The sequence below is a fragment of the Mycobacterium sp. 4D054 genome (assembly GCF_052245755.1).
Lineage (GTDB): Bacteria > Actinomycetota > Actinomycetes > Mycobacteriales > Mycobacteriaceae > Mycobacterium.
Map to the genome: position 1 here is coordinate 268444 of NZ_JBQQCF010000003.1, position 23100 is coordinate 291543.

The following is a 23100-nucleotide window of genomic DNA, read 5'->3' on the forward strand; positions in this document are numbered from 1 at the left end:
TCGATAACGGCGGCGCTGCGCAATGCAGGCCACCCTCGCCGTGACGCGTCCCCGAGGGTAGCGCAAGCCCCGGTCAGAGCGAAAATCCGACGCCGGTGAGCTGCTCGGACAGCGTCCACAGGCGGGCCGCCCTGGCCCGGTCGCGGGCCAGCGGGCTGCGGCCGCGCGGACCCGTCGCCCCGACCATCGTGAACTTCGGCCCGATGAAACTGTCGCCGGGGACGTCGCGTGCCACCGCGTACAGGGTCTGGCGGGCCCCGAAGTCCGCGTCGGTGGCCATCAGCCGATTGCCCATCGCCGCGACACGGCTGCCGAACGCGTTACCCGACTGGCCCTGCAGGTTGGTCGCCGAGTAACCGGGGTGCGCGGCCAGCGCCCGGACCGGGGAGCCCGCGGCGGTCAGCCTGCGCTGCAGTTCACTGGTGAACAGCAGGTTCGCCAGTTTGGACTGGCCGTAGGCGGGCCAGGCTCGATACGGCCGGGACTTCCAGTTCAAGTCCTTGAGATTGACGGTTCCGAACAGGTGCATCAGCGACGACACCGTCACCACCCGGTCGGTGATTCTGGGCAGCAGCAGGTTGGTCAGCGCGAAATGGCCCAGGTGGTTTGTGCCGATCTGGCTCTCGAAGCCGTCGACGGTCAGCGCGAAGGGCACCGCCATGATCCCGGCGTTGTTGACCAGCACGTCGACGCGTTCACCCGGCCCGGAGAAGCCGCCCGCGAACTCGCGTACCGAGGACAGGTCCTGCAGGTCGAGTCGACGCACCTGCACGTCGCCGGTCATCGTCGCCGCGGCGGCGTGGCCTTTCTCCAGGTTGCGTACCGCCAGGATCGTCCTGGCGCCGACCCGGGCGAGCTCGCGGGCGGTCACCAGACCGAGCCCGCTGTTGGCGCCGGTCACGATCACGGTGCGGCCGGCGAAGGAGGGCAGATCCGCGGCGGTCCAGTCGCTCATGGCCCCCACCCTAATTTCAGCGGCTCGGCTTGGGCACCGCGACGGTGAACCCACCGATGATCTGCTCGACGTCCGGCCCGTCGGCGGCGGCCTCGTCGGCGAACCCGGTCACGGTGAGCTGCACCAGGTATCGCTGCCGCTGCGGCGGTGCGCCGGTGGCGATGACGATGCGGTTGTAGCTGTGCATCCGGGCGCCGTTGAGGTCGTAGCTGCCCTCGATCATCGACGACGGAAACGAGTTGAAGTCCTCGCGGGACGCGTTGAGTTCGCGGAAGTTCTCCGACTTCTGCGCGTCGACGTTGGCGTGGCCCAGCGCTTCGTTGACGTCGAAATCTCCGTTGAGTTCGAACACCATCAGCATCGCGGTCGGATACGTGTCGCCCTTGGCGATCACCCGGGTGCCCGGCGCCAGGTTCGAGTTCCGGTAAGGCTGCCAGCCCTGCGGTGTCGGTATCGACACGGTGAGATCGGTGAGCTGGTCGGGCGCCACCGGCTCTCCGATGACCCCGGCCTGCTCCAGGAACGTCGCGATCGACATGGCGTCCTCGGCGACGGCGGTCGGCGCCGCCGACGTACTGCTCGGCGTCGACCAGACAGACTGGTAGTCGGGGGTTTCGGTGGCGCACCCCGTCACCGCCAGCGTGGCCGCGACCGCCAGCGTCGCCGGCAGGCGTGCTGTCACAGAATCTCTCGGACGTTGTCGATCGGACGTGCCAGCCGGGCGCCCTTCCCGGTAACCACGAAGGGGCGCTCGATCAGGATCGGGTTCTCGGCCATCGCGTCGAGCAGTTCGTCGTCCGACGCGGACGCCAGATCAAGCTCGGTATACAGCGATTCGCGCTTACGCACAGCGGTGCGCACGTCGATTCCGGCGTCGGCGATCATCTTGGCCAGCTCCGCACGCGTGGGAGGGTTCTTCAGGTACTGCACGATCTCGGGCTCGATCCCGTTCTCGCGCAACAGGTCCAGCGTCTTGCGCGACGTGGAGCACTTGGGGTTGTGGTAGATGACGGCGGCGGGCCGCCCATCGGATACGGCGGGCCGCCCATCGGATACGGCGGGCTGCCCATCGGATTGCGCCATCTAGGCGGACCCGTCGAAAAGGCTTGTCACCGAACCGTTGTCGAACACCGCGCGGATCGTGTTGGCCAGCAGCGGCGCGATCGACAGCACGGTCAGCTGCGGGAAGCGCTTCTCCTCGCTGATCGGCAGCGTGTTGGTGACGATCACCTCGCAGGCCCCCGATTCAGCCAGCCGTTCACGTGCCGGATCCGACAGCACTCCGTGCGTGGCGGCGATGATCACCTCACCGGCGCCGCCCTGTTTGAGCAGCCTGACCGCGCCGGCGATGGTGCCGCCGGTGTCGATCATGTCGTCGGTCAGGACGCAGGTCTTGCCCTTGACGTCGCCGACGACGCGGTTGGACTTCACCTGGTTGGGCACCAGCGGGTCGCGCGTTTTGTGGATGAAGGCCAGCGGGACCCCGCCGAGGGCGTCGGCCCACTTCTCGGCCACGCGCACGCGGCCGGAGTCGGGGGAGACGACGACCATGTCGTGGTCGGCGTAGTTGTCGGCGATGTAGCCGGTGAGCAGCTTCTGGGCCCGCATGTGGTCGACAGGTCCGTCGAAGAAGCCCTGGATCTGGTCGGTGTGCAGGTCGACGGTGACGATGCGGTCGGCGCCGGCGGTCTTGAGCAGGTCGGCCACCAGGCGGGCCGAGATCGGCTCACGGCCACGGTGCTTCTTGTCCTGCCGGGCATAGGGGTAGAACGGCAGGATCGCGGTGATGCGCTTGGCGCTACCCCGCTTGAGCGCGTCGATCATGATCAGCTGTTCCATCAGCCACTGGTTCAGCGGCGCCGGATGGGACTGGAGCACGAACGCGTCGCAGCCGCGGACCGATTCGTCGAAGCGGACGAAGATCTCGCCGTTGGCAAAGTCGCGGGCGCTCTGGGCGGTCACGGGAACGTCGAGTTCCTTGGCCACCTGCTCGGCCAGTTCGGGGTGAGCCCGGCCCGAGAAGAGCATCAGGTTCTTGCGGTTGTCGGTCCAGTCGTGGCTCACGGGGCTGCCCTCGGCGTCGGCGATCGATACGGGGCCATCGTACGTAGCGGTCAGGCACGGACGGTGGCGGGTTACCAGAATGCCAATAAACGGCGACGAAAAGCTACTCGCGGGTAGCCCCGCCGCCGGAAGCGCCGGCTTCCTCGGTCGTCCGATTCGCCGCTGCCGCAGCTTCTGTCTGATTTGCCGCTGCCGCAGCTTCTGTCTGATTCGCCGCTGCCGCAGCGGTCGCGGCCTTGCTGCCCGGCCGCTTGCGCGCCACCCAGCCTTCGATGTTGCGCTGCGGACCTGCCGACACGGCCAGCGCGCCCGGCGGGACGTCCTCGCGCACCACCGTGCCGGCCCCGGTGTAGGCCCCGTCCCCCACAGTCACCGGCGCGACGAACATGGTGTCCGACCCGGTGCGCACGTGGGAGCCGATCGTGGTGCGGCTCTTGGACTCTCCGTCGTAGTTGACGAACACACTCGACGCGCCGATGTTGCTGTGCTCGCCGATGTCGGCGTCGCCGACGTAGGTCAGGTGCGGCACCTTGGTGCCGGTGCCGATCGTCGCGTTCTTGGTCTCGACGAACGCCCCGAGCTTGCCGGCCGCGCCGAGTTCGGTGCCGGGCCGCAGATAGGTGAACGGGCCGACGACGGCGTCGGCGCCGATGACCGAATCGGAGCCGTGGGTGCGGACCACCTGCGCTCCGTCGCCGACGGTGACGTCGGTCAGCGTGGTGTCAGGGCCGATCTCGCAGTGCTCGCCGACGACCGTCGACCCCAGCAGTTGGGTGCCGGGCCGCACCACGGTGTCGCGGCCGATCGTCACGTCGACGTCGATCCAGGTCGACGCCGGGTCGATGATCGTGACACCCGCGCGCTGATGCCGTTCGACGATGCGTCGGTTCAGCACCGCGGCCACCGCCGCCAGCTGCACGCGGTCGTTGACCCCGGTGACCAGCGCGGTGTCGTCGATGTGCCGGGCGCGCACCGCGCCGCCGTCCGAGCGCACGATCCCGATCACGTCGGTCAGATACAGCTCACCCTGGGCGTTGTCCGCCTTGAGCCGGCCCAGCGCCGAACGCAGCGCGGTCACGTCGAAGGCGTAGACGCCGGCATTGACCTCGGTGATCGCCTGCTGCGACGGGGTGGCATCGGCCTGCTCGACGATGCCCATCACCCCGCCGCCTTCGGCTTCGGAACTGCGCAGGATGCGCCCGTAGCCGGTCGGGTCGGCCAGTGTGGTGGTCAGTACCGTGACGACCGCGGCCTGCGCGGTGTGGGCGGCGATCAGCCCGTCGAGCGTGTGCGCGTCCAGGAGCGGAACATCGCCCGCGGTCACCACCACCACGCCGGCGAAGTCCCCGGGCAGCACGGCCAAGCCGCATTCGACGGCATGTCCTGTGCCGCGCTGCTGATCCTGGACCGCGATCTCGATGTCGCGGCCCAGCGCCTGTCCGAGCTCCGACGCTGCCGGGGTGACACGTTCGCGGTCCTTGCCGACCACCACCACGAGATGACGCGGTTCGACCGCGGCCACCGAGTGCACAGCGTGCGCCAGCATGCTGCGACCGGCCAGGGTGTGCAGAACCTTGGGAATGTCGGACTTCATCCGGGTGCCCGCACCCGCCGCCAGAATCAGCACCGCGGCGTCACGCATAGATGTCCTTCCGGATCGCGGAGCGCAGCCGGATCCGCTCGGGCAAGCCGCACTGCTCCGTCGCCAGGACTCGAACCTGAACTATCTGAACCAAAATCAGAGGTGCTGCCGATTACACCACGACGGACCGGTCAACGAGGTACGCGTGCGACTCTAACCCACCGCCGGTGGCGGTTTCACCGCGTCGCCGGCTCCCCGGCCTGGTGCGCGCCGTACGGCTTGGCGGCCAGGATCGTCACCGATTGGGTGCTGCCGTTCGGTAACTGGTAACTGCGCTGGTGTCCCGGGGTGGCACCGAGCAGCGCGCTGCCCAGCGGCGAGTTGACGCTGTAGACGTCCAGTTCGGAGTCGGCGGTCCCGCGGGTGCCGAGCAGGAAGGTCTCGGTGTCGCCCGTGTCGTCGAACCGCACGGTGAGCACCATGCCCGGTTCGGCGACACCGTCATCGGCGGGGCTGACCGCAAGGTCGGCCCGGCTCAGCAGTTCGTGGATCTGGCGGATGCGTTCCTTGCGGGCCAGCCACGCGTCGACCACCTGGTCGGTGCGGTCGGATTCGTCGGCGCCCGCCGGGTTGGGCACGGCCATCAGTTCGGCCAGTTCCCGTTCCAGGCTCTCGCGGGCCCGCGGGGTCATCCAGATGTGTTCGGTGGGTTGCACGTTCGGTTCCTTTTCCGGTGGGAGTGATCGTCGTCAGGGGCGGGATGATGACACCGCCCCTGACGACCAGGTGACCCTCGTCAGAGGGGAAGAGTGAGCAGATCGTCGTCGGCGGCGGATCCGCGCCCGCGCAGCGGGTCGAACGGCCGCATCGCCTCCGGTTGTTTCCCGGTCACGATCTGTTCGGCCAGCAATCGGCCGGTGGCCGGGCCGTGGGCCAGACCCCACATCCCGTGCCCCCCGGCGACGTACACGCCGGCGCCGAGCCTGCCGATCAACGGTTTGCCGTCATCGGTGACCGGGCGCGGGCCGACCCACAGGTCGGTGCGCTCGTCCCATTTCACGCCGTCCAGCAGCGGGGCCGCCGACGCGATGATCGCGTGGATTCGGCGGTGCGCCATCGGTTCGGACGGCCGGCGGAACTCCATGGTGCCCGCCACCCGCAGCCCGCCGCGGTAGGGCGTGCACGCCACCCGCGCCTCGGGCAGGTAGATCGGTCCCGGCAGCGGGCGGTCGACCGGCACCGTGAACGAGTAACCGCGCCCGGCCTGCAGCCCGACACGCACCCGGCGTCCGGTCAGCTCGGGCAACCAGGCGCCGGCGGCCAGCACGACGGCGTCGGCACCCACCGATTCACCCGAGCGCAGGTCGACGCGGGCGCCGCCGGCGGTGCCGGACACGCCACGCACCTCACCGGTGCGCATCGTGGCGCCCCGCTCGGCGACGGCGTGCGCGAGCGCGTGGCTGAAGCGGCCGGGGTCGACGAACCGCTGACCGGACACGTTCACCACGGTCGCGACCTCCGGTGAGGCGAGCGGGACCTGCTCCTGCAGCGCCGCGCCGGTCAGCACCTCCACACAGAGGTCCTGATCGCAGGTCCGCATGTGGCTCAGTTCGGTCAGGAACCGGGCGGCGTTGCCGGCGTCCCGGAAGGCGACGGCCAGCGAGGTGTCGGTCACCGGCGCCTCGACGCCGTTGGAGACGAGGACGTCGAACGTCTCGATGGCCTCGTTGTTGAGCGCCGCGTTGGCCTCGACGGCGTGCCGCCAGGAGCTGGGCCGGCAGTTCGCGGCGAACCGCGTCAGAAACCGCGCCAGCGCGGTGTCGGCGCGCAGCGGTATGTGCAGCGGCGCGGCGGGGTCGAGAAGTGCGCGCAGCCCTTCACGCAGCACCGACGGCGAGTTCAGCGGGGCGGTGAGCGCGGGAGACACCCAGCCGGCGTTACCCCAGGACGCGCCCGCCGCGACGCCGGCCCGGTCCACGACCGTGACCTCGACGCCCCTGTCTTGCAGGAACCATGCCGTGGACAGGCCGACGATGCCGGCGCCCACGACGATCACAGATCGGGGACCGCCATCCATCCCTGACCCGCATGACATCGCACGACCTCCCTCACCGCTACGGACGACTCCATCGTGCGGTGGCCGATGACCGCGGGTGTTGTGCGTCGTCGACAAACCAGTCCTAGTGAAATGTCGCGTCAGGACAAACGTCAGGGCAGCACGGCGAGTTCGATCATCATCGCGAAACGCTTGTCGGCGTCGTCGAGACGAAGGTCGGTCAGTTCGGCCATCCGTCGCATCCGGTAGCGCACGGTGTTCTCGTGCACGCCGAGCGCGGCGGCGGTGCGCCCGGGATCGCCGTGCTCCTGCAGCCAGGTCCGCAACGTCGCGACGTAGGCGGTGCCGTGGGTCCGGTCGTGGTCGCGCAGTTCGGCGACCGCGCCCCGGTGCGGCGTCCGGCCGCTGCGGGCCGCGGTGCGCAGCCGCCGCAACACCAGGTCGTCCCACGACTCGTCGTAGGCCGGCGGCACGGCGGTCGCGGTGCCCTCCTGCAGCGCCAGGCACTCGTCGGCCTCGGCGCGCGCGACGGCGAGTTCCCCGGCGGCCGCGGGAGCGCTGATCCCGGCCTGCACGGTCAGCTGCTCGGGCAGCGTCGCGATCAACGCATGCACCCAGTCCCGCGCGACCGCGACCTGTTCGGCGGCCAGCACCGTGTAGACCGTGGCGTCGGCCAGCGCGCTGCGCGAGGGCCGGGACCAACCGAAGCCCGCGGTGGCACGCTCGAAGATCTGCAGCAAAGCCGCGTGCCTGCTGCCCTCGTCGCCGGCGCGCAGCGCGATGACCCGCAGCGACGCCGGAGGCAGCCCGAGCCGGCTGGCCAGCGTCGCGGCGTCGGCCGGGGACTCCAGCAGCCGGATCACAAGTTCCGACTCGACCTGACGTTCCAGGTCGGCGCTGGCCCGGGAGCGCAGCAGATGCAGTGCGACGGTGTGTGCGCCGTCGGCCAGCGCGCGGCGCTGCTCCCCGGTGAGCGGGCTCGCGCACGCCACCCACACCGAACCGAGCAGTTCGCGCCCGGCGCGGGCGGCCACCACCATGCGGCCGGTCAGCCCGATGGCCGCGTCGCCCGGCACGAACACCGGATCGTCGGACGCCGCCAGGTGCGCGAACACGCCGTAGGACTCGAACACCTCCCGCAGTGCCGGCGGCGCCTGTCGCCCCAGGATCGTCGCAGCGCGCCCCGGGTCCGCGTCCTGCTGGCCGCGGGAGAACGCCAGCACCTGCGAGGCGCGGTCCTCGATCACGACGGCGCCGCCGACCGCCCCCGCCAGGCTGTCGGCGAGGGCGAACAGATCGGTGGGTCCGCGACCCGACTCGGTCTCGCGGCCCTCCATGACCAGCCCGTACACGATCGCGGCGAACTCGCTCCACGGCATCGCCGGATCAACGACCACCACCGCGACACCGTCGGGGTCGGCGCCGGTGGGTGACCCGTCGTCCTCACAGCGGGTGAGCACGACGACGGCGCGGGCGGCCCGCGCCCACCGAAGCGCGTCGGCCTGCGAGGTGGCCCCGACGGCGAGTAGCACATCGCCCGAGACGGTGCGGCCGTCGACCTCCTCGGGAAGCACGACGCTGCGCAGTTCGGTCTGCCGGTCCGCGGCGCCGCCGTGCCAGCGCGCACCGTACCCGCCGAGGACGTTGATCAGCCGGTCCAGCGTGATCATGAGGGTCGACGCTACCCGGGGCAGCAGCCTGCACCGTCTACCCTGTGACGCGTGGCTGTGTCCGACAAACCGGGCGGTTCCGACGTACACGTGCGCGCCCCGCGCGCACGGATGACCGGCACCGAGCGGCGCCAGCAGTTGATCGAGATCGCGAAGTCGCTGTTCGCCGAGCGCGGCTTCGACGGCACCTCGATCGAGGAGATCGCGCTGCGGGCCAACGTGTCCAAGCCGGTGGTCTACGAGCATTTCGGCGGTAAGGAAGGTCTGTACGCGGTCGTCGTCGACCGTGAGATGTCGGCGCTGCTCGACGGCATCACCCGCTCGCTGACCAACAACAGGTCCCGGGTGCGGGTGGAACGGGTGGCGCTGGCGCTGCTGACCTATGTCGAGGAACACACCGACGGCTTCCGCATCCTGATCCGCGACTCACCGGCCAGCATCACCTCGGGCACGTACTCGACGCTGCTCAACGACGCGGTGAGCCAGGTCGCCTCGATCCTGGCCGGGGATTTCTCCCGCCGCGGGCTGGACCCCGACCTGGCGCCGCTGTACGCGCAGGCGCTGGTCGGCTCGGTGTCGATGGCCGCGCAGTGGTGGCTCGACGTGCGCGAGCCGAAGAAAGAGGTCGTCGCCGCCCACCTGGTCAACCTGTGCTGGAACGGGTTGACCCACCTCGAGTCGGACCCGGTGCTGCACGAGGAGTGACCGCCCGGGGGCTGCGGTGCCCGGGGCCCGGGCAGGCGAGTGCCTACGATGGACGCATCATGACCGTATCGGGGACCCCCCATGTCCACACCCCGATCGCGGGCCTCGTCGAACTGGCACTGCGCGATCCCTGTCTGCAGGAGATCTCCCGCCGCGCCGCCGACCGGCCTGCCGATCTCCATCTCGTCGGGCCCGCCAGCGCGCGGGTGTTCGTCGCGTCCGCGCTGGCCACGCCGGTCGCGCCGGCATCGGCCGAAGCCGCACCGCTGCTGGTGGTCACCGCCACCGGCCGGGAGGCCGACGACCTGACCGCCGAACTGCAGGGCGTCTTCGGCGACACCGTCGCGCTGTTCCCGTCGTGGGAGACGTTGCCGCACGAGCGGCTCTCGCCCGGTGTGGACACCGTCGGCGCGCGCATGATGCTGCTGCGCCGGCTGGCCCACCCCGGCGACGCCCGGCTCGGGCCGCCGTTGCGGGTCGTGGTGACGACCGCGCGGTCGCTGCTGCAGCCGATGGCCCCCGATCTGGCCGAGGTCAACCCGGTCACGCTGACCGTCGGTGACGAGACGGACTTCGACGCGACGGTCGCACGTCTGGTCGACCTGGCCTACACCCGGGTGGACATGGTCGGCAAGCGCGGTGAATTCGCGGTCCGCGGCGGCATTCTCGACGTCTTCCCGCCGACGGCCGAACACCCGGTGCGCATCGAGTTCTGGGGCGACGAGATCTCCGAGATGCGGATGTTCTCGGTCGCCGATCAGCGGTCGATCCCCGAGATCGAGATCGACACGATGATCGCGGTGCCGTGTCGCGAGCTGCTGCTGACCGCCGACGTTCGCGAGCGCGCCGCGGCGCTGTCGGCCGAGAATCCGGTGCTGGAGAACAGTGTGCCGGGCAGCGTGCCGGACATGCTGGCCCGGCTGGCCGAGGGCATCCCGGTGGACGGCATGGAGGCACTTCTTCCGCTGTTGCGGCCCAGCGACTTCGCGACGCTGCCCGACCATCTGCCCGACGGCACGCCGATACTGGTGTGCGATCCGGAGAAGGTGCGCACCCGCGCGGCCGACCTGATCAAGACGGGCCGGGAGTTCCTGGAGGCGTCGTGGTCGACCGCGGCCGTCGGCGGGGACGTGCCCATCGACATCGAGACGCTCGGCGCGTCGGGCTACGTCGGGTTCGACGACGCCCGGGACGCGGCCCGGGCCGGTGGGCATCCGTGGTGGACGCTGAGCCAGCTCGACAGCGGTTCGGGGGACTCGATCACCGTCGACATCCGGCCCGCGCCGACAGCGCGGGGCCAACAGCACACCCTCGATGAGATCTTCGCGATGCTGCGCGCCCACGTGGTCACCGGCGGCTACGGCGCGGTCGTCACCCCGGGCAGCGGAACCTGCAAGCGGGTGGTCGAGCAGCTCTCCGAAACCGACACGCCCGCAACCGTTCTGGAGCCGGGTGAGCAGCCCAGGGCGGGCGTGGTCGGGGTGATCAAGGGGCCGCTGCACGACGGTGCGGTGTTCCCCGGCGCCAATCTTGTGGTGGTCACCGAGACCGATCTGACCGGCAACCGAGCGTCGGCCACCGAGGGCAAGAAGCTCGCCGCCAAACGCCGCAACGTCGTCGACCCGCTCGCGCTGACCGCGGGCGATCTGGTGGTGCACGATCAGCACGGCATCGGGCGCTTCGTCGAGATGACCGAGCGGGTGGTCGGCGGCGCGCGCCGCGAGTACTTGGTGTTAGAGTACGCGTCTTCCAAGCGGGGTGGGGGCACCGACAAGCTGTATGTGCCGATGGACTCGCTGGACCAGCTGTCCCGCTACGTCGGCGGGGAGGCGCCCACGCTGAGCCGGCTCGGCGGCAGCGACTGGGCCAACACCAAGACCAAGGCGCGCCGCGCGGTGCGCGAGATCGCCGCCGAGCTTGTCGCGCTGTACGCCAAGCGGCAGGCCTCGGCCGGGCACGCGTTCAACCCGGACACGCCGTGGCAGACCGAGATGGAGGACGCGTTCGGATTCACCGAAACCGTCGACCAGCTCACCGCGATCACCGAGGTCAAGTCCGACATGGAAAAGCCGGTCCCGATGGACCGGGTGATCTGCGGCGACGTCGGCTACGGCAAGACCGAGATTGCGGTGCGGGCGGCGTTCAAGGCGGTCCAGGACGGCAAGCAGGTCGCGGTGCTGGTGCCGACCACACTGCTGGCCGATCAGCACCTGCAGACGTTCACCGCGCGGATGACGGGCTTCCCGGTCACCGTGAAGGGGTTGTCGCGGTTCACCGACCCGGCCGAGTCCCGCGCCACCATCGAGGGCATGAAGGACGGGTCGGTCGACATCGTGATCGGCACCCACCGGCTGCTGCAGACCGGCGTGACGTGGAAGGACCTCGGTCTGGTCATCGTCGACGAGGAGCAGCGGTTCGGCGTCGAGCACAAGGAGCACATCAAGTCGATGCGCACCCACGTCGACGTGCTGACCATGAGCGCCACCCCGATCCCGCGCACTCTGGAGATGAGCCTGGCCGGCATCCGCGAGATGTCGACGATCCTGACTCCGCCAGAGGAGCGCTACCCGGTGCTGACCTACGTCGGCCCGCACGACGACAAGCAGGTCGCCGCGGCGCTGCGCCGCGAGATGCTGCGCGACGGGCAGGCGTTCTACATCCATAACCGGGTGCGCACCATCGACTCCGCCGCGGCCAAGGTGCGCCAGTTGGTGCCCGAGGCGCGGGTGGCGGTCGCGCACGGGCAGATGCCCGAGGAGCAGCTCGAGAAGACCGTCGAGGGGTTCTGGAACCGGGAGTACGACATTTTGGTGTGCACCACGATCGTCGAGACCGGGCTGGACATCTCGAACGCCAACACGCTGATCGTCGAGCGCGCGGACACTTTCGGGCTGTCGCAGCTGCACCAGCTGCGCGGCCGGGTGGGCCGGTCCCGGGAACGCGGCTACGCGTACTTCCTGTATCCGCCCGAGGTTCCGCTGACCGAGACCGCCTATGACCGGCTGGCCACCATCGCGCAGAACAACGACCTGGGCGCGGGCATGGCGGTGGCGATGAAGGACCTCGAAATCCGCGGCGCCGGAAACGTATTGGGCGCCGAGCAGTCCGGGCACGTCGCCGGCGTCGGCTTCGACCTGTACGTGCGGCTGGTCGGTGAGGCCGTGGAGGCGTATCGGGCCGCCGCGGACGGGAAAACCGTTGCCACAGCTGAAGAACCGAAGGATGTCCGGATCGACCTGCCGGTCGATGCGCATCTGCCACCGGACTACATCGGCAGCGACCGGCTGCGGTTGGAGGCCTATCGCCGGCTGGCCGCGGCGCCGGATGACGACGCGGTGGACCGGGTTGTTGAAGAGCTCGTCGACCGCTACGGGCCACTGCCCGAGCCGGCGCTGCGGCTGGTCGCGGTCGCACGGCTGCGGCTGCTGGCGCGTGCGCACGGCGTCACCGAGATCGGCGCCCCGTCGGCGTCGACGTTGCGGATCGCGCCGTTGACGCTGCCGGACTCGGCGCAGCTGCGGCTCAAGCGGCTCTATTCGGGGGCGAATTACCGCGCCACCACCTCGACGGTGCAGGTGCCGATCCCGCGCGCGGGCAGCGGGGTGGGCTCGCCGCGCATCCGCGACGTCGAACTGGTGGCGTTCGTGGCGGGATTGTTGCTGGCCATCGATGGGAAACCGGACGGGGAAGTTGATATAACCAAGTTCGGAGGTGGCTCATGACGGTCGTCCTGGTGGACCCGCGGCGTCCGTCGCTGATTCCCATCGAGGCGATCGATCTGCTGGCCGGTGACGTGCAGTACACCGAGGAGATGCCGATCAAGGTGCCGTGGTCGCTGCCGTCGGCGCGGCCCTGCCTGGCCGGTTCCGGCGACGAACCCGCGGCGGTGCTGCTGTCCTCGGACCGCGAGCACCCGGCCGTCGCAGCACGGATCGCGGCGGGGGAGAGGGTGATCTCCGCACCCGCCGCGCAGCCCGGTGAACGTCTGGTGGACGCGGTCGCGCTGATGGACAAGCTGCGCACCGCCGGGCCGTGGGAGAGCCGGCAGACCCACGATTCGCTGCGGCGGTACCTGCTGGAGGAGACCTACGAGCTGTTCGACGCGGTGCACGGCGGGGACCTGAGCCAGCTGCGCGACGAGCTCGGCGACGTGCTGCTGCAGGTGCTGTTCCACGCCCGCATCGCCGAGGATGCCCCCGAGAACGCGTTCGACATCGACGACGTGGCCGACGCGCTGGTCCGCAAGCTCGGCAACCGGGTGCCGGCAGTCCTTGCCGGAGAATCGATCTCGCTGGAAGACCAGCTGGCGCAGTGGGAGCAGCGCAAGGCCCTGGAGCGCTCCACGCGGGAGTCCATCATGGACGACATTCCCACCGCGCAGCCCGCGCTGGCGCTGGCGCAGAAGGTGCTGGCCCGCGCCGAGACCGGCGGGGTGCCTGCGGATCTGGTGCCGGCGGCGATCACGACGGTGACGGTGTCGGCCGACATCGACGCCGAGAACGCGTTGCGCTCGGCGGTTCTGGAGTTCATGGCCGATGTGCGTGCCGCCGAGCGGGCGGCGACGGCGGCGCGGCGCAGCGCCGACGTGGCCGAGCAACTCGATGACGCCCCGCACGGAGTCATCTCCGCCGGCCAATGGCGCGCTCACTGGCCGGGCGAACCCGGGGCGCTCCAGGAAGCCGGGGCGCTTCAGGAACCCGAGGAGCTTCAGGAACCCGGGGCGCTTCAGGAACCCGAGGCGCTCCTGGAGGCCGGGGACATCGAGGGCGTCGAGTCCGGGGAAGCCCTGGGCGTCGAGTCCCAGAAGTAACAGGTATCCACGCTTTTCAGCGCTGCTCTCGTACTTTCGCTGCCAAACGTGGATAGGTGTGACGTGTGAGGCGAAAGCGACGTCAACCGGCGCGCCGGGACCAGGCCCGAAGCTCAGTCGAACAGCGTGGAGCCCCAGAACGTCGACGTGTCACCGTCGGGAATACCTGGGGGACAGGCGAATACGGCCGAGCTGGTAGGGGTGACGTACTCGTTCATCGCATCGTTGCGCGAGATCGCGTTCTGCATCGGCACGAACTGCGTCACGGGGTTGCGCACGAACGCGATGAAGAACAACCCCGCGTCGAGATGGCCGAAGCCGTCCGAACCGTCGGTGAAGTTGTAGCCGCGACGCAGGATCTCGATGCCGCCCAGGTTCTGCGGCGACGCCAGACGGACATGGGCCACCGGATCGATCAACGGCTTGTCCTTGTCGTCGGTCAGGTCGAGGTCGAGTTCCTCGAACTCGTCGGTCAGCCCCATCGGGGCGCCGCTGCCCTTCTGCCTGCCGATCACCCGCTCCTGCTCGAGCAGCGTGGTGCGGTCCCACTGTTCGATGCGCATCCGGATCCGCCGTGCCACCAGGTAGGTGCCGCCGGTCAGCCACGCCGGCCCGTCGCCGTCGCCGACCCACACGAACCTGTCCAGCTTGTCGGTCTCATCCGAGCGCAGATTGGCCGTTCCGTCCTTGAATCCGAACAGGTTTCGCGGTGTGGTCTGCTCCCGCGTGGTCGACGAGGTGCGGCCGAACCCCAGCTGCGAGTAGCGCACCGCGACGGTGCCGAAGCCGATCCTGGCCAGGTTGCGGATCGCGTGCACGGCCACCTGCGGATCGTTGGCACAGGCCTGCACGACGATGTCGCCGCCGCTGCGGGCCGGATCGATCTTCTCGTTCGGGAACTTCGGCAGGTCGACGAGTTCGGCGGGCCGCTTGTCGGCGATCCCGAACCGGTCCACGCCGTCCTTGACGAAGAACGACGGCCCGAACCCAATGGTCAGCGTCAACTGCGACGGAGGCAAGCCCAGCGCCTCGCCGGTGTCGGTCGGCGGGGAGTACGGGTTCTGGCCGGTGGAGCCGTTCGGGAACGCCTCCTTGCCCTGCGTCATCCGTTCGGCCATCTCGGTCCAGTCGGCCAGCATCTTGACGACGTCGTCGCGGCTCCTGGTGGTCACGTCGAACGTCGCGAAGTGCATCCGGTCCTGGGCTTCGGTGACGATGCCCGCCTGATGCTCGCCGCGGAACGGCACCGCGGTGTCCAGGTAGTTGGGCGTCGAGGCGGCCGACGCGCGGCCGGCCAGTGCTCCCGCACCGGCCGCGCCGACCACCGCCGCGGTGACACCCGCGGCGCCGAAGAGCTTGCGCCGGCTGAGCCCGGACCGCTGTGGTTCGGGCTCGACCGGCGACTCCGGGTCATTGGGGTGCGATGACACCTTGCACCTGGCTTACCTCCTTGCTCAGCGCATCGATCGCGCGCGAGAGCTCCTGTCGTTCAGGCTCAGTCACCTTGTCGTACAGCACGAAACCATCGCCTTCGCGGTACTTCTCCAAGAGGGCTTCGACTTCCTCGAAGCGCTGGTCGACCCGAGTGCCCAGGTCCGGGTTGCGCTCGTCAAGGATCGGGCGCACCGACGCCACCGCGGTCTGCGACCCCTGCAGGTTGGCGTTGAAGTCCCACAGGTCGGTGTGGCTGAAGATGTCCTCTTCACCGGTGATCTTGCTGGTGGCGATCTCGTCGAGCAGACCCTGCGCACCGCCGGCGATCTGGGTGGAGTCCACCGTGAAGTCCGGTGCACTGACCCCGGCCTGCAGCTCCTTGACGTCGGCGACCAGCTGATCGGCGATCTCATTGGTGTCGGGGTGCGGGCCGGTCACCCACAGGTCCTTCTCCAGCCGGTGGAAGCCGGTCCACTTCTGGCCGGGCTCCAGGTCGGCCTCGCGCAGATCGATGCGTGGATCGAGGTCGTCGGGGAACGACTCGGCGACGGGCTCGATGCGCTCGTAGTACACGCGCGAGGTCGGGTACTGCGCCTTGGCGCCCTCGATGTCGCCGGATTTGATGGCCGCCACGAACGCCTCGACGGCCGGGACCAGCGCCTCGACCTGGCTGTTGACGTAGCGCTTGTAGTTGTCGGCGGCCTCTTTGAACTTGCCCTCGGTGTCGATCTGCACCTCGTCGCCGGTGACGGTGAAGTCGCCGCGGATGCCGTCGCCGATCATGCCCGGCTTGCAGGCGGTCTGGTAGGTGCCGGGCTGGCTGAGCTGCACGATCAGCTTGCGCTGCAGGCCGGGGGAGATGTTCTCGACCTCGCCCATCACCCGTTCGCCCTCGCCGTAGACGTAGAACTCGGTGACCTTACTGCCGTTGTTGGTGATGACGAACGTGGTGGCGCCGGTCGTGCCCTCGGTGCCGGACAACTGGCACGAGGTGTCCGACGCCTCCACGGTGATCTCCGAGGAGGCGCCGCCGCCCTCGGACTCGGACGCCGCCGGCGCCTCTTCCTTGGCCTGGCAGCCGGCCAGCGCGAACGCCGCCGTGGCCGCCGCGAGCACTGCGACAGAGGGATGAACCTTCACGTGGTGGACCTTTCGGGAGAGGGATCGGGTGTGGTCGGGGTCTTGCGGGTCGGCGCCGGTGTCGGCCACAAAAACAGCGCCAGCACGACGCCGAGGTAGGCCAGATAACCGACCAGCTGCAGCACGGTCGGGGTCGGTGTGACGTTGAAGATGCCCTGGATGACCTCGCCGTACCAGGACGACCAGTCGAACCAGGTGCTGATGTCGAAGGCTCTGTTGGCCAGGCCGGGAACCCAGCCGACGGTCTGGAGCGCGCCGATGCCGTACGACAGGATGCCCGCCGCGATGACGATCAGGAACACGCCGGTGTAGGTGAAGAATTTCGCGAGGTTGATGCGCAGTGCGCCGCGGTAGATGCCGTAGGCGATAGCACCGGCGACGGCGACGCCGACGATCAGCCCGATCAGCGGCCAGACGGTCTGCGCCTCGGCATAGCCCACCATGAACAGCGCGGTCTCGACGCCTTCGCGGCCGACGGCCAGGAACGCGAGCAGCGTGACCGCCAGTGGTCCGGTCTCCAGCGCGCGGGCCATGTCGCTGCGCAGCTCACCGGAGAGGGAGGCGGCGGCCTTCTTCATCCACAGCACCATGGTCGTGACGATGCCGACCGCGATCAGCGACGCGACGCCGGCGATCGCCTCGGCGGCCAGCCCGGTGATGGTGTTGGACCCGAACTGGATGGTCAGGAACACCGTGACGGTCAGCGCCACGGCGGCGCCGACACCCAACCACACCCAGCGCAGCGCGTCGCGGCGGTCGGATTTGGTCAGGAACGCGACCAGGATCGACACCACGATCGCGGCTTCCAGGCCTTCCCTCAGACCTATGAGTCCGCTGCCAAAAAGCTGTGAGGTGATGTTCGGGGCCGCGTAGTAGGTGGTGACCAGATGGTCGGTGGCAGCACCCATCGAATTGTCCCTCGCTACGCGTCGCCCACTGTGCTTCGGCTATCCAAAGCAAGGTGTGGCTGCCCTCATTTTCAGAGGCGCACCGAGAAATGTACACCCGCGGTCTCCGGCCCGGTGTCAGTCGTCTACTCCGTTGTGCGTGGGAACATGGGCTACGAACCAGAGCGGGTTGAGGGAGTCCGGTGACGCGGGTGCGTGGGCTGCAGGCGGTAGCCGTGATCGGCGCGACAGCGCTGCTCATGGCTTCGAGCTGCTCGTGGCAGCTCGGCACCGTGATTCCCGACGGAGTGCCGCCCCCGCCCGGCGACCCGGTGCCGCAGGTCGACACCTACGCCAAGGGCCGTCCGGCCGATCAGCTGCGCGAATGGGCTGCCGAACGGGCTCCCGCGCTGGGCATCCCGGCCACCGCCTTGGAGGCCTACGCCTACGCGGCGCGGGTGGCCGAGGTGGAGAACCCGGGATGTCACGTGAAGTGGACGACGCTGGCCGGCATCGGTCAGGTGGAGAGTCACCACGGCACCTACCGCGGCGCGACAGTCGCCCCCGACGGTGAGGTGACGCCACCGATCCGCGGTGTGCTGCTCGACGGAACCGGCGGGAACCTGGTGATCATGGATCACGATTCGGTCAGCCACGACCCGGCGATCGAGAACAGGGGCGACGAGCCGTACGCGCGGGCCATGGGGCCGATGCAGTTCATCCCCGAGACGTGGCGGCTTTACGGGGTCGACGCAAACAACGACGGTGACATCAGCGCCGACAACATCGACGACGCGGCGCTGTCGGCGGCCGGCTATCTGTGCTGGCGGGGCAAGGATCTGTCCAAGGCGCGGGGCTGGATGGACGCACTGCGGGCCTACAACCATTCCGACCAGTACGCGCGCACGGTCCGGGACTGGGCGACGGCGTATGCGCAGGGACATCCGCTCTGACCGCACTCGCTGACGGGCCACGATCTAGGCTCAATGCCGAAAACGTCTGAGCAGAGACCAGGAGGCGACAAAGTGCCCATCATCGAGCAGGTCGGTGCCCGCGAGATCCTCGATTCCCGGGGGAATCCGACAGTCGAGGTCGAGGTGGGTCTGCTGGACGGCACGGTGTCCCGTGCCGCGGTGCCCTCCGGCGCTTCCACAGGCGAACACGAGGCGGTCGAGCTGCGCGACGGCGGGTCCCGCTACCTGGGCAAAGGCGTCCAGAAGGCGGTCGAGGCGGTGCTCGACGAGATCGCCCCGGCGGTAATCGGGCTGGGCGCCGACGAGCAGCGCCTCGTCGACCAGGCGCTCGTCGATCTCGACGGCACCCCCGACAAGTCGCGGCTGGGCGCCAACTCGATCCTGGGCGTGTCGCTGGCGGTGGCCAAGGCCGCGGCGCAATCGGCGGAGCTGCCGCTGTTCCGCTACCTCGGCGGTCCCAACGCGCACATCCTCCCGGTGCCGATGATGAACATCATCAACGGCGGCGCGCACGCCGACACCGGCGTCGACGTCCAGGAGTTCATGATCGCGCCGATCGGCGCCCCGAGCTTCAAGGAAGCGCTGCGGTGGGGTGCGGAGGTGTACCACTCGCTGAAGTCGGTGCTCAAGAAGCAGGGCCTGGCCACCGGCCTGGGCGACGAGGGCGGGTTCGCCCCCGACCTGCCCGGCACCACCGCAGCACTCGACCTGATCGCCACCGCCATCGAGGCCGCGGGTCTGAAGGTCGGCTCCGAGGTGGCGCTGGCGCTCGACGTCGCCGCCACCGAGTTCTACACCGCGGGCACCGGTTACGCGTTCGAGAAGGAGACCCGGACCGCCGAGCAGATGGCCGCGTTCTACGAGCAGCTGATCGGGGCGTACCCGCTGGTGTCCATCGAGGATCCGCTGGCCGAGGACGACTGGGACGGCTGGGTCGCGCTGACCGCCGCGATCGGTGACAAGGTGCAGCTGGTCGGCGACGACCTGTTCGTCACCAACCCCGAGCGGCTCGAGGAGGGCATCGAGCGGGGCGCCGCGAACGCGCTGCTGGTCAAGGTGAACCAGATCGGCACGCTGACCGAGACCCTCGACGCGGTGGCGCTGGCCCACAACGCCGGCTACAAGACGATGATGAGCCACCGCAGCGGCGAGACCGAGGACACCACGATCGCCGACCTCGCCGTGGCGGTGGGCAGCGGTCAGATCAAGGCCGGCGCCCCGGCGCGTAGCGAGCGGGTGGCGAAGTACAACCAGCTGCTGCGCATCGAAGAGGAGCTGGGCGACGCGGCCCGCTACGCCGGCGACCTGGCCTTCCCTCGTTTCAGTGTGGAGACCAAATAGCCCGTGCCCGAAGCGAATCGGCCCGACCCGCGCAAGAAAAGCTCTGCGGACGCGAGGAGCAAGAAAGCACCCTCGCCCCGTCCGGGTAAGCCGGGCAAATCCGGTGACTCCGGGCGGGCCAAGCCGCGCAGTGTGTCGGCGCGTCGCGAGACGCGAGGTGCCGACCCGCGGTCCCCGAAGGAGATCGCCGGGCCGGCAACCGATTCCGGGTTCGATGACGGAGACGAGGACAGCGGTGCCGGTTCGATCAGGCAGTCGATCATCTCGTCTGCCGAGCAGGCCGCCGAACAGCGGTTCGGGTCGGCCGCGCGACGGGCGGCCATCCTGGCCGCCCTCGTCTGCGTGCTGACGTTGACGATCGCCGGGCCGGTTCGGACCTACTTCTCGCAGCGCACCGAGATGAAGCAGCTTCAGGCCAGCGAGGCCCAGCTGCGCGAGCAGATCGCCGAACTCGAAGAGCAGAAGGCCAGATTCGCCGATCCGGTGTTCATCGCCGCGCAGGCGCGGGAGCGGTTGGGGTTCGTGATGCCCGGCGAGATCCCGTATCAGGTGCAACTGCCGCCGGGGGCCACCGAGCCGGAGTCCTCGCCTGAAGAGCTGGCCGAAGCCAAGAGCAACGATCCGTGGTACACCACGCTGTGGCACACCATCGCCGATGCGCCGCATGGGATCTCGCCACACATGCCGCCCATGCCACCCCCGCCGCCCGGCGCGCCGGGCGGCCCCGCACCCGTTCCGGCGCCTCATGGTTGAGCCGACGGATCTGGAGGCGGTCGCGCGGCAGTTGGGCCGGGAGCCGCGCGGCGTGCTGGAGATCGCCTACCGGTGTCCCAACGGCGAGCCCGCGGTGGTCAAGACCGCACCGAGACTGCCTGACGGAACCCCGTTTCCGACGCTGTTCTACCTGACCCATCCCGCGCTGACCGCGGCGGCGAGCCGGCTGGAGTCATCGGGGATGATGCGGGAGATGACCGATCGCCTGGCCGCGGATCCGGAGTTGGCCGCGGCGTACCGGCGGGCGCATGAGTCGTATCTGGCCGAGCGCGACGCGATCGAACCGCTGGGCACCACGTTCTCCGGCGGCGGTATGCCGGACCGGGTCAAGTGCCTGCACGTGGTGATCGCTCATTCCCTGGCCAAGGGGCCGGGCGTGAACCCGTTCGGAGACGAGGCGTTGGCGGTGCTGGCCGCCGAGCCAGCCATGGCGGGGATCCTGGACAGGAAGGTGTGGACGCAGTGAAGAGGGGCGAGCGAGACGCGAAGCGGGATCGCGCATGAGGGTCGGCGCGGTCGACTGCGGAACGAACTCCATTCGCCTGCTGATCGCCGATGTCACCGACGGTGGGGGCGGGTTGCGCGACGTCCACCGCGAGATGCGGATCGTGCGTCTGGGGCAGGGAGTCGACGCGACCGGAGAGTTCGCGCCGGATGCGTTGGCGCGCACCCATGCCGCCCTCTGCGATTACGCCGATTTGATGCGCCGCAACGACGTCGGCGCGGTGCGGATGGTGGCGACATCGGCGGCGCGGGACGTCACCAACCGTGACGAGTTCTTCGCGATGACCTCGGAGGTGCTGGGCGCCGTGGTGCCCGGCGCGGTGGCCGAGGTGATCACCGGCACCGAAGAGGCCGAACTGTCATTCCGCGGCGCGGTGGGTGAACTCGACGCTGCGGCAGGGCCTTTCGTCGTCGTCGATCTCGGAGGCGGCTCGACCGAGGTGGTGCTGGGCTCCGGCCGTTGCGGGCAGGTGGAGGCCTCGTACTCGGCCGACATTGGGTGCGTGCGGTTGACCGAACGGTGCCTGCGCTCCGACCCGCCCACCGACGAGGAGATCGATGCCGCCCGCGCGGTGGTCCGGGACGCGCTGACCGAGGTCGTCGCCGCGGTGCCGGTGGAGCGCGCGCACACCTGGGTGGGGGTGGCGGGCACGATGACTACGCTGGCGGCCCTCGCGCGCAAGCTGACCACCTACGATTCCGACGCCATCCATCTGTCCCGGGTCAGCTTCGACGATCTGCTCCCGGTCTGCGCCGAGCTGCTGGCGATGACGCGCCGGCAGCGCGCCGCGCTGGGGCCCATGCACGAGGGGCGCGTCGACGTCATCGGCAGCGGGGCGTTGATCGTGCAGGAGCTGGCGGCGCTGCTGGGGGAGCGGGCCGGCATCAGCGACCTGGTGGTCAGCGAACACGACATCCTGGACGGGATCGCGTTGTCGATCGCCTGAGACGGCATCGCTTCCGGCCATTGCTGCCCGGCGCCCGGCGGAGGACAATCAGCCCGACGGCGGCGCCGTCACGACGCTGCCTCGTCCGAAGGAGGCGGATAGTGTATGCACGAACAACGACCGTCTGGGGGCGGCCGTCATCGGTCGATGACGGAATCGCCTACATCCGCGGGTCGGTGATGCCCGAGCTACAGAAGTTGCACGGGTTCATCGGTTTCTCGCTGCTCGCCGACCGGAAATCGGGCCGATGCATCGCCACCAGCGCCTGGCAGACGGAGGAGGCGATGCGTGCCAGCGCACCACTGGTCCGCGAGGTGCGTGACCGCGCGGCGCAGATCCTGGGCGGCAACGTGGAGATGGCGGACTGGGAGATCGCCGTCATGCACCGCCACCACGAGAGCGCCGAAGGCGCCTGCGTGCGGGTCAGCTGGGCCAAGATCGACCCGAGCCATGTCGACTCCGGGATCGACATCTTCCGGAATCAGGTATTGCCGGCCCTCGACGAACTCGAAGGGCATTGCAGCACAAGCCTGTTGGTGAACAGGGAAATGGCAAGGGCGGTGGTGTCGTCGGCCTACGACAGCGCAGAAGCGCTACAGCGGCACCGGTCCCAGCTCGACCGGCTGCGGGACGCGACCGTGGAACAGGCGGGCGCAGAAGTGCTGGAGGAGGGCGACTTCGAGTTGGCGATCGCGCACCTGAGGGTGCCCGAACTGGTCTGAGATCCTCATTGCGGGGCCGGGCGGCGCAGTCGTGCACGCCGCTTGGTCGGATCGTGCTGACCGGCCAGTGTCACCGCCAGCAGCACCATCACCGATCCGAGACCCAGGTGCAGCCAGTTGCTGGCGGCGTTGAGCGGGATCACGCGTGCGTCGCTGCCGACTTCGACGAACGTGCCGTACAGCCACAGCCCGATGTACAGCACACCGCCGGCCAGCAGGTACGCCCGCGACCCCGCGTACGAGCGGGCGAAATAGAAGCCCGCCGCACCGACGACCAGGTGAGCGAGGTTGAGCAGCATCGACACGGTGAATGTGCCGAACAAACGGGCCCCGGAATGTTGACCGAACCAGCCGAGCTGGTCGAGTCCGGACGTCACGCCGGGCACGAACCCCAGCACGCCGAGGATGGCGAGCACGGACGCCACGATCATCGCCGCACCCTGTACCGCCATGTATTTCGGGGCCGCCGACGACATGACCCGCCTCCTTCCACACACGCTGATCGACGAGCGTGCTCGGGAGATACCCATCCTCG

General features: G+C 69.5%; 21 protein-coding genes and 1 tRNA gene. 9 read left to right on the plus strand and 13 right to left on the minus strand.

The genetic code is table 11. The features are described 5' to 3' along the window. Nucleotides 1–73: 73 nt before the first annotated feature. From ACTWP6_RS04405 to ACTWP6_RS04445, 9 genes are all read right to left on the minus strand, one after another. Complete coding sequence (locus ACTWP6_RS04405; protein WP_260755085.1) at nt 74–955, minus strand: oxidoreductase; 882 nt, start codon at nt 953–955, stop codon at nt 74–76. 16 nt (nt 956–971) lie between these two features. Continuing rightward, a complete protein-coding gene (locus ACTWP6_RS04410) occupies nt 972–1637 on the minus strand; it encodes an LpqN/LpqT family lipoprotein (protein WP_260755084.1) in 666 nt (221 codons plus the stop codon). Next, nucleotides 1634–2038, minus strand: coding sequence for an arsenate reductase (glutaredoxin) (gene arsC, locus ACTWP6_RS04415; RefSeq protein ID WP_443186922.1), 405 nt, complete (start codon nt 2036–2038; stop codon nt 1634–1636). Before arsC ends, ACTWP6_RS04410 begins: the two co-directional genes overlap by 4 nt. Continuing rightward, the gene (locus tag ACTWP6_RS04420) at nt 2039–3019 is read right to left on the minus strand and encodes a ribose-phosphate diphosphokinase (RefSeq protein ID WP_260755082.1); all 981 of its coding nucleotides are present in this window, start codon (nt 3017–3019) and stop codon (nt 2039–2041) included. It lies immediately after the preceding gene. A gap of 103 nt (nt 3020–3122) precedes the next feature. Beyond that, nucleotides 3123–4661, minus strand: a complete 1539-nt coding sequence (glmU, locus tag ACTWP6_RS04425; RefSeq protein WP_443186923.1) for a bifunctional UDP-N-acetylglucosamine diphosphorylase/glucosamine-1-phosphate N-acetyltransferase GlmU — start codon at nt 4659–4661, stop codon at nt 3123–3125. 55 nt (nt 4662–4716) lie between these two features. Continuing rightward, a tRNA-Gln gene (locus ACTWP6_RS04430) sits at nt 4717–4788 on the minus strand. 49 nt (nt 4789–4837) lie between these two features. Then, nucleotides 4838–5317 carry a GreA/GreB family elongation factor gene (locus ACTWP6_RS04435; protein WP_443186924.1) on the minus strand — a complete coding sequence of 160 codons (480 nt, stop codon included), beginning with the start codon at nt 5315–5317 and terminating at the stop codon, nt 4838–4840. A gap of 80 nt (nt 5318–5397) precedes the next feature. Continuing rightward, a complete protein-coding gene (locus ACTWP6_RS04440) occupies nt 5398–6696 on the minus strand; it encodes an NAD(P)/FAD-dependent oxidoreductase (RefSeq protein ID WP_443186925.1) in 1299 nt (432 codons plus the stop codon). A 113-nt stretch (nt 6697–6809) separates the two neighbouring features. Next, entirely contained in the window at nt 6810–8327 is a 1518-nt protein-coding gene (locus tag ACTWP6_RS04445) for a PucR family transcriptional regulator (RefSeq protein ID WP_443186926.1), read from the minus strand. 111 nt (nt 8328–8438) lie between these two features. Between ACTWP6_RS04445 and ACTWP6_RS04450 the strand changes: the two genes are divergently transcribed. Genes ACTWP6_RS04450 through ACTWP6_RS04460 form a run of 3 tightly spaced genes read left to right on the plus strand, consistent with a single transcriptional unit; the run spans nt 8439 to nt 13842 of the window. Continuing rightward, nucleotides 8439–9032 carry a TetR/AcrR family transcriptional regulator gene (locus ACTWP6_RS04450; RefSeq protein WP_260758263.1) on the plus strand — a complete coding sequence of 198 codons (594 nt, stop codon included), beginning with the start codon at nt 8439–8441 and terminating at the stop codon, nt 9030–9032. 59 nt (nt 9033–9091) lie between these two features. Further along, on the plus strand, nt 9092–12754 hold the full coding sequence (gene mfd / locus ACTWP6_RS04455) for a transcription-repair coupling factor (RefSeq protein WP_443186927.1): 3663 nt from the start codon (nt 9092–9094) through the stop codon (nt 12752–12754). Then, nucleotides 12751–13842, plus strand: a complete 1092-nt coding sequence (locus ACTWP6_RS04460; protein ID WP_443186928.1) for a nucleoside triphosphate pyrophosphohydrolase — start codon at nt 12751–12753, stop codon at nt 13840–13842. Before mfd ends, ACTWP6_RS04460 begins: the two co-directional genes overlap by 4 nt. A 113-nt stretch (nt 13843–13955) precedes the next feature. On the opposite strand, the gene efeB is transcribed toward ACTWP6_RS04460, so the two are convergent. From efeB to efeU, 3 genes are read right to left on the minus strand one after another with little or no spacing between them, the layout of a single operon-like run. Further along, nucleotides 13956–15272: an iron uptake transporter deferrochelatase/peroxidase subunit gene (gene efeB, locus ACTWP6_RS04465; RefSeq protein ID WP_260755076.1), complete on the minus strand. Its 1317-nt coding sequence runs from the start codon at nt 15270–15272 to the stop codon at nt 13956–13958. Further along, nucleotides 15253–16416, minus strand: a complete 1164-nt coding sequence (gene efeO, locus ACTWP6_RS04470) for an iron uptake system protein EfeO (protein WP_260755075.1) — start codon at nt 16414–16416, stop codon at nt 15253–15255. The genes efeB and efeO overlap by 20 nt, the downstream gene beginning before the upstream one ends. After that, a complete protein-coding gene (gene efeU / locus ACTWP6_RS04475) occupies nt 16413–17324 on the minus strand; it encodes an iron uptake transporter permease EfeU (RefSeq protein WP_260755074.1) in 912 nt (303 codons plus the stop codon). Before efeU ends, efeO begins: the two co-directional genes overlap by 4 nt. A gap of 239 nt (nt 17325–17563) precedes the next feature. On the opposite strand from efeU, the gene ACTWP6_RS04480 reads away from it, so the two are divergent. The 6 genes from ACTWP6_RS04480 (at nt 17564) to ACTWP6_RS04505 (ending at nt 22565) form a co-directional block, all read left to right on the plus strand. Continuing rightward, nucleotides 17564–18256 (plus strand): lytic transglycosylase domain-containing protein, encoded by a 693-nt coding sequence (locus ACTWP6_RS04480; RefSeq protein ID WP_396885562.1) that lies wholly within the window; start codon nt 17564–17566, stop codon nt 18254–18256. 72 nt (nt 18257–18328) lie between these two features. Then, the gene (eno, locus tag ACTWP6_RS04485; protein WP_260755072.1) at nt 18329–19618 is read left to right on the plus strand and encodes a phosphopyruvate hydratase; all 1290 of its coding nucleotides are present in this window, start codon (nt 18329–18331) and stop codon (nt 19616–19618) included. A 3-nt stretch (nt 19619–19621) separates the two neighbouring features. After that, the gene (locus ACTWP6_RS04490) at nt 19622–20371 is read left to right on the plus strand and encodes an FtsB family cell division protein (RefSeq protein WP_443186929.1); all 750 of its coding nucleotides are present in this window, start codon (nt 19622–19624) and stop codon (nt 20369–20371) included. Next, nucleotides 20364–20858, plus strand: a complete 495-nt coding sequence (locus ACTWP6_RS04495) for a DUF501 domain-containing protein (protein ID WP_260755070.1) — start codon at nt 20364–20366, stop codon at nt 20856–20858. The genes ACTWP6_RS04490 and ACTWP6_RS04495 overlap by 8 nt, the downstream gene beginning before the upstream one ends. Before the next feature lie 34 nt (nt 20859–20892). Further along, complete coding sequence (locus ACTWP6_RS04500; protein ID WP_443186930.1) at nt 20893–21843, plus strand: Ppx/GppA phosphatase family protein; 951 nt, start codon at nt 20893–20895, stop codon at nt 21841–21843. Between the two features lie 101 nt (nt 21844–21944). Beyond that, the gene (locus ACTWP6_RS04505) at nt 21945–22565 is read left to right on the plus strand and encodes a hypothetical protein (protein WP_260755068.1); all 621 of its coding nucleotides are present in this window, start codon (nt 21945–21947) and stop codon (nt 22563–22565) included. Nucleotides 22566–22570: 5 nt separating this feature from the next. Here the strand turns inward: ACTWP6_RS04505 and ACTWP6_RS04510 are convergent, their stop codons facing one another. Further along, the gene (locus ACTWP6_RS04510; RefSeq protein ID WP_260755067.1) at nt 22571–23041 is read right to left on the minus strand and encodes a DUF4383 domain-containing protein; all 471 of its coding nucleotides are present in this window, start codon (nt 23039–23041) and stop codon (nt 22571–22573) included. Between the last annotated feature and the right edge of the window lie 59 nt (nt 23042–23100).